Origin of the sequence: Loktanella fryxellensis (assembly GCF_900110065.1) — a bacterium.
Lineage (GTDB): Bacteria > Pseudomonadota > Alphaproteobacteria > Rhodobacterales > Rhodobacteraceae > Loktanella > Loktanella fryxellensis.
Genome location: NZ_FOCI01000039.1, coordinates 1 through 13,065 on the forward strand (window position 1 = coordinate 1; position 13,065 = coordinate 13,065).

General features: G+C 62.1%; 12 protein-coding genes and 2 pseudogenes. 11 read left to right on the plus strand and 3 right to left on the minus strand.

Annotated elements, in window-relative coordinates; translation table 11 throughout:
* Both BMX16_RS16190 and BMX16_RS16195 read left to right on the plus strand, forming a co-directional pair.
* A partial coding sequence (locus BMX16_RS16190; RefSeq protein ID WP_143058078.1) for an IS5 family transposase occupies positions 1–511 on the plus strand: 511 nt, incomplete at its 5' end.
* Positions 512–567: 56 nt separating this feature from the next.
* Positions 568–882, plus strand: a pseudogene (locus BMX16_RS16195) (integrase core domain-containing protein); the annotation flags it as partial.
* Positions 883–1,058: 176 nt separating this feature from the next.
* Here BMX16_RS16195 and BMX16_RS16200 read toward each other — a convergent pair.
* Positions 1,059–1,709: a TetR/AcrR family transcriptional regulator gene (locus tag BMX16_RS16200; RefSeq protein ID WP_089905692.1), complete on the minus strand. Its 651-nt coding sequence runs from the start codon at positions 1,707–1,709 to the stop codon at positions 1,059–1,061.
* A 72-nt stretch (positions 1,710–1,781) separates the two neighbouring features.
* Here BMX16_RS16200 and BMX16_RS16205 point away from each other — a divergent pair, with 72 nt between their 5' ends.
* From BMX16_RS16205 to BMX16_RS16235, 7 genes are read left to right on the plus strand one after another with little or no spacing between them, the layout of a single operon-like run.
* Positions 1,782–2,840, plus strand: coding sequence for an efflux RND transporter periplasmic adaptor subunit (locus BMX16_RS16205; protein WP_089905694.1), 1,059 nt, complete (start codon positions 1,782–1,784; stop codon positions 2,838–2,840).
* 3 nt (positions 2,841–2,843) lie between these two features.
* The gene (locus BMX16_RS16210) at positions 2,844–5,957 is read left to right on the plus strand and encodes an efflux RND transporter permease subunit (RefSeq protein ID WP_089905696.1); all 3,114 of its coding nucleotides are present in this window, start codon (positions 2,844–2,846) and stop codon (positions 5,955–5,957) included.
* 32 nt (positions 5,958–5,989) lie between these two features.
* Positions 5,990–6,661 carry a DUF2461 domain-containing protein gene (locus BMX16_RS16215; RefSeq protein ID WP_089905698.1) on the plus strand — a complete coding sequence of 224 codons (672 nt, stop codon included), beginning with the start codon at positions 5,990–5,992 and terminating at the stop codon, positions 6,659–6,661.
* A gap of 29 nt (positions 6,662–6,690) precedes the next feature.
* The gene (locus BMX16_RS16220) at positions 6,691–8,940 is read left to right on the plus strand and encodes a xanthine dehydrogenase family protein molybdopterin-binding subunit (protein ID WP_177174711.1); all 2,250 of its coding nucleotides are present in this window, start codon (positions 6,691–6,693) and stop codon (positions 8,938–8,940) included.
* Positions 8,937–9,401, plus strand: a complete 465-nt coding sequence (locus BMX16_RS16225; RefSeq protein WP_089905702.1) for a (2Fe-2S)-binding protein — start codon at positions 8,937–8,939, stop codon at positions 9,399–9,401. The genes BMX16_RS16220 and BMX16_RS16225 overlap by 4 nt, the downstream gene beginning before the upstream one ends.
* Positions 9,398–10,393 (plus strand): FAD binding domain-containing protein, encoded by a 996-nt coding sequence (locus tag BMX16_RS16230; protein ID WP_177174712.1) that lies wholly within the window; start codon positions 9,398–9,400, stop codon positions 10,391–10,393. The genes BMX16_RS16225 and BMX16_RS16230 overlap by 4 nt, the downstream gene beginning before the upstream one ends.
* The gene (locus tag BMX16_RS16235) at positions 10,383–10,958 is read left to right on the plus strand and encodes a YdeI/OmpD-associated family protein (RefSeq protein WP_089905706.1); all 576 of its coding nucleotides are present in this window, start codon (positions 10,383–10,385) and stop codon (positions 10,956–10,958) included. The genes BMX16_RS16230 and BMX16_RS16235 overlap by 11 nt, the downstream gene beginning before the upstream one ends.
* Before the next feature lie 66 nt (positions 10,959–11,024).
* On the opposite strand, the pseudogene BMX16_RS16240 reads toward BMX16_RS16235, so the two are convergent.
* Positions 11,025–11,309: pseudogene (locus tag BMX16_RS16240) on the minus strand (IS110 family transposase); the annotation flags it as partial.
* A 50-nt stretch (positions 11,310–11,359) separates the two neighbouring features.
* Complete coding sequence (locus BMX16_RS16245; RefSeq protein WP_089905708.1) at positions 11,360–11,869, minus strand: MarR family winged helix-turn-helix transcriptional regulator; 510 nt, start codon at positions 11,867–11,869, stop codon at positions 11,360–11,362.
* Between the two features lie 100 nt (positions 11,870–11,969).
* Between BMX16_RS16245 and BMX16_RS16250 the strand changes: the two genes are divergently transcribed.
* Complete coding sequence (locus BMX16_RS16250; RefSeq protein WP_089905710.1) at positions 11,970–12,875, plus strand: DMT family transporter; 906 nt, start codon at positions 11,970–11,972, stop codon at positions 12,873–12,875.
* Positions 12,872–13,065: hypothetical protein (locus tag BMX16_RS17825; protein ID WP_218139939.1), on the plus strand; the 194-nt coding region annotated here is incomplete at its 3' end. The genes BMX16_RS16250 and BMX16_RS17825, both read left to right, overlap by 4 nt.

A 13,065-nucleotide genomic window follows, 5' to 3' on the forward strand; every position in this document is an offset into this window, starting at 1 on the left:
CAGACGACGGGCTTCGTCGAGAGCCTGCTGCGGCATTGATGAACAAACTCTGGAAGTCAGGGCAGTTGAAATCACTGGCAGCAACACCGGGGATGCACCGATGTTGCCTCATCTCCTCAACCAGATCCCGCAAGATCAGGAGATCGGCAGCGTGACCGCGGATGGCGCATACGACACGCGCCGATGCCATAACGCCATCGCCGATCGTGGAGCCTCTGCGGTCATCCCACCGCGCAAAAATGCCCAACCATGGGAACCAACCACCGCCGGTGCCATAGCCAGGAATGATGCGCTCCGCGCATCGAAGTGTCTGGGTCGGGCGCTCTGGCGGAACTGGAGCGGATACCACCGCCGGAGCCGCGTCGAGACAAAGATGCATTGTGTAAAGCTGCTGGGCCAGCGGCTGATGGCTCGGGACTTCGACCGCCAGGTCGCGGAGGTCCAGGTGCGCATCGCTATCCTGAATGGCTACACCGCCCTTGGCATCCCCGTCACAAAGGCAGTGGCATAAATCCGTCTGGGGTAAGGGGAAAACCGTCCGTCAGCTGATTTGCGCAACAGAGTCCCTTCGAGGACATCTTCGACCGGGTCTGTGGCGAGCACCAGATCGAACACCGGCTCACCAAGGTCAAGCACCCCTGGACGAACGGCCAGGTCAAGCGAATGAACCGAACAATCAAGGAGGCGACCGTCAAACGCTTCCACTATGACGACCGCGATCAGCTACGGGGCCACCTCGTCAACTTTATCAGCGCCTGCAACTTCGGGCGACGGTTAAATACACTCAAAGGCCTCACGCCCTACGAGTTCATCTGCAAACAGTGGATAACCGAACCAGAAAAGTTCACCCGCAATCCGATCCATCAGATGCCGGGACTAAACATCTATCCTGTTCGTTCCGAAGCAAGTGAAAGGAGGGCGTTTTATTTCATAAACCTGTATCACCGGTGCAAGTTCCTTCTGACAAAGGCTTTGGTTGCCCGAGCCTTCAGAATCTGGTTGTCGTTTCACGCAAGTCGGTCCCGGCGTATTAAAAGTTTAATTCTGTGCGATCATCGTCAGGAAGCCTCTTCCTGCGCGCCGCCGATCTGGCCCAGAAGGGTCAGTATCATTGCCGTGTGACTTTTGCGGATGGCGTCCACCGGGAAAAACTCATCGCGCCGGTCAGACGACGCCAACATTTCGCGTGACAGGGACAGCGTGACGATGGGGCCGAACACCATGTGTTCCATTCCAAGCCGGTCATGGGCGCGAAACGTACCGTTCATCAGTCCCTTGTCGATAATCTCATTTAAAACATCGTGTTGGTTGCGCATAAAAACCTCATAGAACCTGCTCGCAACCTCGGGCATCTGCATTCCGACCTCTGCGATCAGAGGTGACATCCGGCCAACCGGAGAGGCTACGATTACACCGTAAAGCGTTGCAATCGCTTTGCGAATTCGATCGGTATCGCTCAGGCTGGCATCATCGCGGATGTGTTCGAGAAGGCGTGTGGCCGCCTCATACCCCTCGGTCACGCAAGAGACGAACAGCGCATCCTTGCTGGCAAAGTGGTGATAAAGGCTCGCCTTCTGTATCCCACAGGCGCGTGCAAGATCGGCCATCGACGTGCCAGCATAGCCACGCATCAAAAACAGATCAATCGCATGATCCATGATGTCCTGCCGACGGTTGGGGGACGCGCCAGTTTTGTTCTGGTCTTCCATTGACACCACGGATTGCTCCTCTATTTGACTACCGAACGGTCGGAAGACTGGGAATATAGTTAGGCTGTCCCGATGAAAAATCAATACACAACACTGCGGGTCATAGCCATGGTCGCGGCTTTGCTTTGCGCATCACCGTCGTTCGGCGAAGGTGAGGCAGTTCCGGTCGTGCGCACGATCACCCTCGCCGCACCTTCCGAGAGCATAACACGGCAGTTTTTCGGTCGGGTGACCGCGCGTGAAACGGTCGATCTGTCGTTCGAGGTTGGCGGCACCCTTGAACGCCTCGTTCCGGATGAAGGCACGCTGGTCAGCCGGGGCGATCTTCTGGGCCAGCTTGAACTTTCCGGCTTTGAACGTTCAGTAGAACAGGCGACCCTTGCGCTTGATATGGCGCGGCGTGAGGCCGAGCGCGCGCAGACGCTCGCGTCGCGGCAGATCGGGGCGGCGGCACGCGCGCAGGATGCGGCAACGGCCCGCGATCTGGCGGAGGTTGCTTTGCGCGATGCGCAAGCAGCCCTTGCCGATGCCAGTTTGCGCGCACCTTTCGACGGGCTGGTCGCAGTCCGCATGACGCCTGCCTATTCAGCGGTCGCCCCCGGTCAGCCCATTCTCAAGCTACACGACATGAGCGAGGTCAGGGTGGAGTTCGCCCTGCCGGAGCAGGTGTTTCAGCAGGCCGGTGATCTGGCCGATGTCAGGTTTTCGGCGACACTTCCTGCCGGGCGCGCATGGCCGTTGCGACTTGTCTCGTTTCAACCGGCGACCGGCCGGGTCGGGCAAAGCTATACCGTCACGCTGGCGTTCGACGGGCAGCCGCCCGCGTCGATCCTTCCGGGCGCATCCGTTGCCGTGACGGCGACCCTGCCGCATCAGGGGCAGGGCATGGCCATACCCGCTACCGCGCTGCTGGCAGGCAATGATCGGGGTGCCTCGGTGCTGGCCATTGTGCCTATGGGTGGCAGCCTTCAATTGCGCGAGATGCCGGTCACCGTGGGGTCCGAAACAGGCGTGGGGCTTGCTGTCGAAGGACTGCCTCCTGACACCGAAATTGTGGCCACTGGCGTGCATCTGTTGCGCGATGGCCAGATCGTGCGGCGGTTCACCGGTCTGATTACGGCGGAGAATTAAACCATGTCCATTGCACGCGCCGCTATCGAACGCCCGATTTACACATGGATCCTGATCCTGTTTTGCCTGATCGGCGGGGCGCTCGGGTATCTGGGTGTGGGAAAACTGGAAGACCCGACCTTTACGCTCAAGACCGCCCTTGTCATCACGCCCTATCCGGGGGCTACGGCGGACGAGGTTGCATCCGAGGTCTCTGAAGTGCTGGAAAGCGAGATTCAGCGGATGGGGGAGGTTGATTACATCACCTCGCGCAACACGCCGGGTCTTTCGGTGATCGAGGTCGAGATCAAGCCGACCTATGGCGGATCCGAGTTACCGCAGGTCTGGAACGATCTGCGCGCCCGTGTGGCAGATGCAGCCGGATCACTGCCGCCGGGCGCTTTGCCTGCGCAGGTCAACGACACCTTCGGCGACATTTTCGGCATCTACTACGCCGTCACCGCGCCGGGGTTCGCCGATGCGGAAATCCACGAGATCGCGCAATTCCTGCGGCGCGAGGTTCTTGGCGTGCGGGGCGTGGCAAATGCCGATCTTCTGGGCCTGCCTGACGAAGCGGTGTTCGTGGAGCCCAACAGCCGCAGCCTGGCGACGATCGGAGTGCCGCCGGGGGTCATTCTTGGAGCCATCGGAGCTGTTTCAGCCATATCGCCCACGGGCGCTGTTAGCGATGCAGGCCGGAATTTGCGCATCGAGCCACCACGCCCCGAGGGGCAGGCGTTTGACATCCGGGGGCTGACCATCGGTGCGCAGGGGGATACGTTCAGTCTGGCCGATATCGCCGCAATCTCGCGGGGTCGCGTGGATCAGCCCCAGCACGTCATTCGCCACAACGGGGTCGAGGCGTTCACCCTTGGCATTGCAGGGTTGCAATCGGAAAATATCGTGGACGTGGGCGCGCGGGTCGAGGCGCGTCTTGCCGCTTTGTCAGACGTGCTGCCGGTGGGCGTAACGATCGAGCCGATTTACCAGCAGCACCGCGTTGTGGGCGACGCAAACGGCGAATTTCTGGTCAGCCTCGCCCTATCGGTGGCTGTGGTGATCGCCGTCCTTGCGCTGTTCATGGGTTGGCGCGCCTCGCTGGTGGTGGGACTGACATTGCTTTTGACAGTCACGTTCACATTTTTCTTCATGATGCTGTTCGACATCAAGGTCGAACGGATCAGCCTTGGCGCACTGATCATCGCGATGGGCATGTTGGTGGACAATGCGATTGTCGTGGCCGAGGGCATGCAGATCGAGATGCGCAAGGGCCGCCGCGCCGCCGATGCCGCCGCTGAAACCGCCCGCAAGACGCAAGTGCCGCTGCTGGGCGCCACGATCATCGGGGCGATGGCCTTTGCCGGAATCGGCCTTTCGCCCGATGCCAGTGGCGAATTTCTGTTTTCGCTGTTCGCGGTCATCACCATATCGCTGATGCTGTCATGGGTGCTTTCGGTAACGGTCACGCCGCTGCTGGGCAGTTATCTGTTCCGGACGGGCGGCCTTGCGGAAGGCCAGGACCCTTACGCAGGCGCGGTGTTTCGGGGCTATGCGGCCATCGTGCGCGGGGCGCTGCGAGTGCGCTGGCTGATCATCGTGGCGCTGGTCGGGGGCACGGTTGCCTGCTTTGGTGCCATGAGCCTTGTCACGCAGCAGTTCTTTCCGCCCGCATCGACGCCGCTGTTCTATCTGAACTACAAGGCGGCGCAGGGCACTCAGATACAGCAGACACTGGACGATCTGGAGGTGGTCGAGGCGTGGCTGGCAGAGCGCGACGATGTGACGGCCGTGACCACGACAGCCGGCCGATCCCTGACGCGGTTCATTCTGACCTACACGCCGGCCAAGCCGGACCCTTCCTATGGCCAGCTTTTGATCCGGGCGACCAGTTTCGAGGCAATCCCGGCCCTGCGCGACGATCTGGCCGCTTTTGCGCAAACGGCGTTGCCATGGGCCGAAACGCGGGTCGAACAGGTCATCTATGGCCCACCGGTGACTGCGGATGTCGAGGTGCGCCTGTCCGGTCCTGACCCGGACGTGCTGCGCGATCTAAGTGATCAGGCGCTGGCCATCTTCAACACATCCCCGCTGTTGCAGACAAGGCGCGTCGATTGGCGTGAGCGGGTCTTTACGACACGTCCCTTTTATGCAGCCGACCGCGCGCAAGCGTTGGGCGTAACCCGCAGCGATGTGGCCACGGCCCTTGCCCTTGCCACCGACGGCGTCCCAGCGGGCGCGATCCGCGAAGGCGAACGGGACATCCCCATTATCGTTCGGACCCCGCGCGCCGAGATGACGGCAGACGGGCGCGTGCGCGATCAGATCGTTTTTTCCCCGGCGACAGCCGGATATGTGGCGCTGGATCAGGTAATCGACGGGTTCGAGGTGATCACGCGCGACAGCGTGATCGTCCGGCGCGACCGAATGCCCACGCTGAGCGTTCAGGGCTTTACCGTGCCCGGCGTGATGCCGCCCACCGCTTTTGCCCAAGTGCGGGCCGAGATCGAGGCGTTGGATCTGCCGCCCGGATACCGGATGGCATGGGGCGGCGAGCATGAAAGTGCGGGCGCAGCACAGGCCAGTCTGGGCAAGCAGATGCCGATGGCGTTCGGCACCATGTTCCTGATCACCGTTTTGCTGTTTGGCAAGTTGCGCCAGACGGCCGTGATCTGGACGGTGGTGCCGATGGCGGTCAACGGCGTTGCCTTTGGGCTGTTGTTCACCGGGCTGCCGTTCAGCTTTACAGCGCTTCTGGGTCTGCTCAGCCTGTCGGGCATGTTGATCAAGAACGCGATTGTGCTGGTCGAGGAAATCGACATCCAGAAAGACGAAGGCGGGTTGCCGCAATCCGAGGCCATCGTGCGCGCCTGCGTCAGCCGTCTGAACCCGGTCGTGCTGGCAGCCGTGACGACTATTCTTGGCATGGCCCCGCTGTTGTTCGACGTGTTCTTCGCCTCGATGGCTGTCACGATCATGGCCGGTCTCGCGTTCGCAACCGTTCTGACGCTGATCGGCGTGCCGGTGTTCTATGCGACGTATCTGAGAAAAGAACGGATGGCTGAAAGGCGGCAAAACAAACCGCAGGCGGACCTGAGGGTCGCGGTCGAATTAACGTCCCACAGACTCGCCGCTGAATAAGACGACCAAGAACGAAACAAGGAGCTGAACAGATGACCGCCAACAATGCCTTTACCGCCAAAAGCTTTGATTTCTTTGAAGGTCTTGCAGCCAACAACGACCGGGATTGGTTCAACGACAACAAGGATGCGTTCACAACGCAGCTTGAAGATCCATTCATCCATTTGCTCGAAACCCTGAGCAATCGGTTGGCCGATGCGCCCCGCGCCTTGTCCGGCGGCAAGGCGACCGTTTTCAGAATGAACCGCGACGTTCGTTTCAGCGCAGACAAGCAGCCCTACAAGACCAACCTCTCTGGCCTTCTGACGCCCTCTGGATCGAAGAAGGAAGCCAGTGGCATTGTCTATGTGCACCTTGACGCGACCGGTGGCTTTGCGGCGGCTGGCTACTATAATTTCAGCCCTGCCCAACTTGGGCCAATCCGCGACGCAATGGTAGAAAAGGCGGACCGTTTTGACGACGTGATGGCTCATCTTGGCAAGGCCGGCCGCGACCTTGATCGTACAGACAGCTTGACCGCCATGCCCAAAGGGTTTGCCGAACAGTCAGAGCATCGGCATGCCGCAGAAATCCGGTTGAAATCGTTGATCGTGCGCGAGCCGCTGCCAAAGGCGGCGTGGCTGACCGGTGACGTCATCGACCGCGTCGAGGCGCTTGCCCGGGACGCAATGCCCTTGCTGACATTCGCGGGGCCCGCACAATGAGAGGGCACCGGATTGAAGGGGCTGACAAGGTGCGCGGGCGCGCCTTGTTCGTGGATGACCTGCGCGACAGCGACCTTGGCTTTGTGCCGCTGATCGCACTTGCCGTGACAACGCCTGTGGGCTCGGGCACCGTCCGAGCGATCAGATCAGCGGATGCGTTGGCCATTCCGGGCGTGCGCGCGGTCATTACGCACGAGAATGCGCCGCGCCTGCGCAAGGTGATTTCTCTGAGCATGTCAGAGCCGGGCACCCGGCTGCCGCTGCAATCTGCGCGGATCGACTACGCCGGTCAGATTGTTGCCTTGGTGATCGCTGATACCTTGCAGGCTGCGCGGGATGGCGTGGCGTCGGTTGGCCTTGAGATCGACGCCGGTTCTGCGCCGGTTGTGATCCTTGCCGATGCCAAGGCGCGGCTGAAAAGCGTCAAGCGTGCGGGAATCGGTCCCGGTCGGTCGCGCAAGGGCGATGCAGATGCGGCGTTGGCCGGGGCTGCCGTCACAACCGACGACACGTTCCACAACGCGGCGCATCATCAAAATCCGATCGAGCCCGGCGCCGTCGTTGCGCGTTGGGACCCGGATGGCGGCGTGACTGTCCATGCCGCGGTCCAATGGCACCACGTCGACACGATGATGATCGGACAGGCCTTCGGGTTTGGCTGGTCCGATGGACTGCCCGGCTTTCTGAACCGCGTGCTCAGGAAAAACCGGTCCGAGGGCAAGGTCCGGCTGAACAATCACTTCTCGGGCGGCGCGTTCGGGCGCAACATTTCCTACCAGGCGCTGCTGTTGGCTCCGATGGCTGCCAAAGTCGTTGGCGCCCCGGTGAAATTCATCCACACGCGGCGCGACACGTTCAGTCTGATGTCCCACCGCTCTGAGGCGCGGCAGCGATTGCGTCTTGGCGGGGCGGCAGATGGGCGCCTTGCAGCCATCGTTCTTGAACCAGACATCGCCAAGGGTGCCGCGGCGTTTGTCGAGCCGGTGGGTGAGATGCCGATGCAGCTTTACGCGCACAAGACGCACCGTTTGACGTCCCAAGTTGCATCCCTAGACCTGCCAGGAGCGGGCTGGATGCGCGGACCGGGGGTGGCTTATGCGATCTTTGCGCTTGAACAAGGAATGGATCGCCTCGCCGCAGAACTGCGCATGGATCCCCTTGATATCCGCTTGATCAACCACGCAGACGTGCACCCGGTCAGCACAAAGCCATGGGAGGCAAAGGCGCTGCGCGAGGCCTATGACGCAGGCGCTGCGGCCATCGGATGGCGTGATCGGCCAAAGGGCGGGACGATGCGACCGGATGGGCGGCTGACGGGCTATGGCATGGCCTCTGCCATCGACCTTGGGCGCCAGTTTCCCGCCACGGCGCATGTCACCTTGACTGCGGATGCAAGGGTGGATGTGTCGCTGGCTGTGTCCGAGATGGGTCAGGGTCTTTTGACCGGGCTGACCGGGCTGATTTCGGAAATGACGGGCCTGCCCACGGACCGGGTTGAACTCAGGCGGTCCGCCACGACGGAAAGCTACGCTGCGGGCTCCATCGGCTCGACGGGCACCTACTCCAACGCCGCCGCAATCCTTGATGCCGTGCAACGCATTACGGCAGGTCTGCTGGTCAAGGCGCGAAAGGACCGCGCATCGCCGTTCTATGGTCGCCCTTCCGGTTTGGCCCGGCTTATGTCCGACCACCTTGTTCTTGGCGATGGCACCCGTGCGCCGCTGGCCGATCTGCTGGCGCGGTATGGCGCGCAATCCGCCTCGGGCAGGGCGGGTTTGACCTTCGGGGCCTCGGCCAAAGCCAAGGCGAGTTTCGGAGCCGTTTTTTGCGAAATGGCCGTGGATGCGGTGACACTCGATATCGAAGTGGTTCGCCTGATCGGGGCCTACGATTGCGGTCGCGTCCTGCAGCCCGCCATCGCGCAGGCGCAACTGCGCGGCGCGATGATCATGGGGCTGGGCCAGGCGCTGATGGAGGAAACCCGTCTTGACCGGCGCACCGGCGCATGGACGAACGCCGAATTGGGCGAGGCGCTGATCCCGACGCAGGCCGATGTCGGGCATCTCGAGGCCATAACGGTTGGTGCGCTCTCTGGGGCCAATCCTCTGAACTTCAAAGGCATCGCAGAGACCGCGATCGTCGGTGTCGCACCCGCCATTGCATCGGCGTTTGCGGATGCCACGGGTGGACAGATCCGGTCCCTGCCGATGACACATAAGGAACGGTTGCGCGCCGTTCGCGACCTGGAACCCACAACCTTGAAGGAATCCGCAGAATGATGCTGACCATCAACGGCACTGACCATCCCATTCCAGATGATATACGGCGAACCCTACTGGATTTCATGCGCGAAGACCTCGGTCTTGTCGGTACGAAAAAGGGCTGCGACCATGGTCAATGCGGCGCCTGCACCGTTCATGTGGATGGCAGACGCATCCTGTCATGCCTGCAGCTAGCAGCAACGGTGCCGGGTGCCGTGACCACCATCGAGGGCATCGTAACCGAGGGCGATCTGCACCCGATGCAGGCCGCTTTTCTGGAACACGACGCCTATCAATGTGGCTATTGCACGCCCGGCCAGATCATGTCGGCAATTGCCTGCGTCAATGAAGGCCATATTCGGTCTGATCGCGAGATTGCGGAATGGATGTCAGGCAACCTGTGCCGCTGTGCCGCTTATACGCAAATCCGCGCCGCCATCCGCGCCTGCACCCTGCAAACCGCCGAGGCATCCACATGAGCCGCCCCATCCTGCACCGTCAAGGCGCGCCCGCTGCTGCCGAAAGCTGGATCGCTGGCGGAACGAACCTCGTCGATCTGATGAAGCTCGGCATAGAGCAGCCCGCAGGTCTTGTGGATTTGGGCCCCCGCCGCGCCACGCTTTCCGGGATCGCTGACGCGGACGGCGGGTTGACGCTTGGCGCCATGACCACATTGGCCGAAACCGAGCGTGATCTACGCATCCAGCGGGATTATCCCGCCGTTCACCTGGCACTTGCTTTGGCCGCCAGCCCCCAGATCCGCGAGATGGCAACGCTGGGCGGAAATCTGCTGCAACGCACCCGCTGCACCTATTTCCGCGACGGTCATTCGCCGTGCAACAAGCGCGCACCGGGCACCGGATGTTCTGCGATTGGCGGCGATGATGCCGCTTTGGCCATTCTTGGAACCTCTGAGAATTGTATGGCGAACTACCCCGGCGATCTTGCCGTGGCACTGGTCATGCTCGGTGCAGATATGTCGGTCGAGGATAGGGACGGGCGCAGGCGACGCATCGCCGTGCAGGACCTTTACCGCCTGCCCGGCGCCACGCCGAACCATGAAACGACGCTTGCGCATGGCGATCTGATCACAGCGATCCATTTGCCTGTGCCGACCTGGACAGGGCAAACTTATGTAAAACTGCGGGACCGGGCGTCCTATGCTTTTGCCAGCGCGTCTGCCGCAGTGGCGCTTGAATTCGACGGGTCGAAAGTTAGCAGTGCCCGGATCACGATCGGCGGTCTTGCGACAGTCCCGTGGCGGTGCGCTGCGGCAGAAGGCAGGCTTATCGGGCGCGTGCTTGATGAAAGGACCGCAATGGAAACAGGCAGGGCCTGTCTCGCCGAAGCGACGCCAAGTCCGACGCAAGATCACAAGGTCGAGTTGGGCGCACGCGCTGTGGCGAAGGCACTGGTCGTTGCGTCGCATATGCACTTTTCCATTAAGGCCGGACACAGCGATGGACCATGAAAAGTTTGCGCGCGTCGAAGTGCGTTCATCCGCCGAAGTCTGGTCATGGCTCGACGTCAACCACGCCATGCTGGAAAGCGTATGGCTGGTGACATGGAAGGCCAGCCACCGTGATCGGTATGTAGGCCGGGACGATGTGCTGGACGCGCTGATCGCTTACGGATGGATCGACGGACGCCGGCTGAAGCTGGACGAAGACCGCACGATGCAGCTTATCTCGCCGCGCAAACAGCAGGCTTGGGCACTGACCTACAAGGAACGGGCTGAACGGCTTGGCGGCGAAGGCCGGATGCATGCCGCGGGCCTCGCGTCCATCGACGCCGCCAAAGCCGGCGGGCGCTGGGACGAGACGGCCGAGGTGGATGCACTCGTCGTCCCGGATGATCTGTTGAACGCGCTGGCGGACGATTCAGAAGCACAGCGTTTCTTTGAGGCCGCAGCACCAAGCTACCGCAGGAACGTTTTGCGCTGGCTTCATTTGGCGAAACGAGCTGAAACGCGACAAGAGCGGATCGCGAAAATCCAGTCTTTCTCGTCGCGGCAGGAAAAGCTTCCCCAGATGTGAACGCTGCACGCCGGGCTTGGTGGCTCATTCATCTGCTATGTTATGATGCAACAGGGGGTTGGGATGACCGTATTCGCAGAGCACCGAGCGAAGTGCATTCGAAAGCTCGGTGCGCTGATGCACCAGCCGCTCGCGCGCCCGAAACAGCACCGCCCGCGCCTGCTGCTCTTCGTTCTCAGGCGGCACGAACCGCATTTCGGGACGCTGCGCCGCGACGACAATCGCTTCGGCATCGGCAGCGTCATTCTTCTGACGCTTCACAAAGGGCTTCACGTATTGCGGAGCAATCAGCTTGATCTTAAGGCCTGCCTTCGAAAACTCACGCGCCCAATAGCAGGCACCGCCGCGCGCGAAGGAGAGGTGGGCAGGGTCGGTGGCTTGCACCTAGCGCAACATCCCTCTCAAAGCCCCTCGACGAGCTTGCCCAGCAATCGCGTCAGTTCGGTCCGCTCCTCGTCGGTCAGGCCTGCGAGCAACCGCGTCTGGTTCGCAACGTGTAGCGCCATCAATCGGTCGATCAGGGCGAACCCGGTATCGGACAGGGCGACCAGCGTGCCGCGCCGGTCGTCTGGATCGCGTCGACGCTCGACCAGCCCGGCCGTCTCCAGCTTGTCGATCCGCGCCGTCATCGCGCCCGACGTCACCATCGTGGCCTCGTAGAGCGCCGTGGGGTTGAGCGCATAGGGCGCTCCCGACCGGCGCAGGGTGGCGAGCACGTCGAACTCGCCGCCCTGCAGGCCGTGCTCGGTGAAGAACGGGCGGATGTGATCCTTGCGCGCCCGCTCAGCGATTTCGGTCAACCGACCGAAAAGCACCATCGGCAAGGCCTCGAGGTCCGGCCGCTCGCGCTGCCATTCGAGATAGGCCCGGCCAGCCCGGTCGGTCCTGCTTCCTGTTGCGTCATCCGACATCGACCAACTACCTTGACACTGAGATACATTGCTTTAAGTATCTCATCTCCAACGTTCACTATTACGGTGCGCGCACAAATAGGCAAGGATCGTGTTCCCGATGCAGACGTCCAGACGCTTTCTGCCGATCATCCTTCTGATCGCGACCGGGATCATGCTCGGTGCCTCCACCAACCTCGCCAAGATCGCCGGCGATGCGGGCCTGCCGCCGCTGGCGTATCTCGCCTGGTCGATCACGGGCGCGGCGCTGATCCTGCTCGTCGTCGGCGTGGTTCGCCAAACGCTCCCGTCTCTGAACGCGCGCACGGTCGAGTACTTCCTCGTTGCCGCCTTCGTGACCGTCGCGGGGTCGAACCTTATCTTCGTCTCCGCCGTCCCGAAGGTGGGGGCTTCTTTCGTGGCGCTCGCCATCGCGTTTCCGCCGCTGCTGACCTATCTCGGCGCGCTCGCCCTGCGGGTCGAGCGGTTCAGCGCGCTCCGGGCGGGCGGCGTGGTGCTGGCCCTCGCGGGGGCCGTCGTCCTCGCCGTGTTCCAGCTCTCGGCACCCGACGCCCCGGTGTTCTGGATCGTGCTGACCATGTGCGGCCCCGTCCTGCTCGCGATCGGCAACCTCTATCGCACGCTGCGCTGGCCCGAGGGCGAGACCGCCGATGCGCTGGCCCCTGGAATGCTGGTCGCCGCAGCGGCGATGTTGCTTCTGGCGGGCGCCCTGCCCAACTTCACGCTCGCTCTGCCGACAGGGACCGCGCTCCCTTACCTGCTGGTGGCGGTTCAGACCGCGTTGTTCGCCGGTCAGTTCCTGCTTCTCTTCACGCTCCAGAAGGTCGGCGGGCCCGTCCTTCTGAGCCTGCTCGGATCGGTCGGCGCGATCGTCGGCGTGCCGGCGGCGATCCTGCTCCTCGGCGAGACGCCTCCCGGCGGCCTGATCTACGCGGTGCCGTTAATCGTCGCCGGTGTCGCCTTGGTCAGTTGGGGTGGAATGAAGCAGAAAAGGGTAGCGGCATGAGCAATGCGCACAACGGACGACGGGAGGTCATGCCCTCGGGGCTGGTGATCGAGAACCCCTCCACGATGCACGATCCGGCACCCCTGGACTACTCGCAGATTGCGATCGTCCCGGCAGGTGAGCGATGCAATTGGTTGAGCGTTTTGTGGAGAGTTGGGCTCTGTTGCACAAATCCGAGAGGGATTCATGT